The sequence below is a fragment of the Streptomyces sp. GbtcB6 genome, assembly GCF_019091475.1.
In the GTDB taxonomy this organism is placed as follows: domain Bacteria; phylum Actinomycetota; class Actinomycetes; order Streptomycetales; family Streptomycetaceae; genus Streptomyces; species Streptomyces hyaluromycini.
The window spans coordinates 1-228 of sequence record NZ_JAGXJL010000560.1 but is presented as its reverse complement, the minus strand read 5'-3'; the positions used below and the strand labels follow the sequence as shown (position 1 = coordinate 228).

At 77.6% G+C, this 228-nt stretch carries 1 pseudogene; it reads left to right on the top strand.

The features are described 5' to 3' along the window. Positions 1-24: 24 nt before the first annotated feature. Positions 25-228 (top strand): annotated as a pseudogene (locus KVT45_RS55985) (amidohydrolase); the annotation flags it as partial.

Below are 228 nucleotides of genomic sequence, written 5' to 3'. Positions count from 1 at the left end.
ACCCCGCGGGACGCCCGTGGGGGCATGCTCCTCGGCTGTGCCGAGATGCTGCGCTACGGCGTGACCACCAGTGCCGAGATGTCCGCGCACGCCGAGGCGGTGGCCGCCGCGGCGCTGGAGGCCGGGAGCCGGATCCTGCCCGCGCCCGCCTACTTCGACCGGCCGGGCGACGGCTGGCGCAGCGCCGTCGCCGGGATCGGCAAGTGGACCGACGCCGACGGCCTCCGC